The organism is Aquabacterium sp. A08 (genome assembly GCF_011742065.1).
The window spans coordinates 1-220 of sequence record NZ_JAAQQT010000204.1 but is presented as its reverse complement, the minus strand read 5'-3'; the positions used below and the strand labels follow the sequence as shown (position 1 = coordinate 220).

General features: G+C 67.7%; 1 protein-coding gene. It reads right to left on the bottom strand.

All coding sequences use genetic code 11. The annotated features are described in order from the left end of the window. Nucleotides 1-220 (bottom strand): hypothetical protein (locus HA630_RS01145; RefSeq protein ID WP_166832118.1); only part of this gene is annotated, 220 nt, incomplete at both ends.

Here is a 220-nt window from a genome sequence, read left to right as displayed (position 1 = left end):
GTGCCGGCCATGATGTGGCTGTGGCCGTCCTCGTGCTGCAGGCCTTCGCCGTTCAGCGTGGTGCGCCCAGAGGTGCCGCCCAGCAGGAAGCCGCGGGCCTGCATGTCACCCGCCGCCCAGGCCAGGTCGCCGATGCGCTGGAAGCCGAACATCGAGTAGTACACGTAGAACGGCACCATGATGCGGTTGGACGTGCTGTAAGACGTGGCCGCGGCGATCC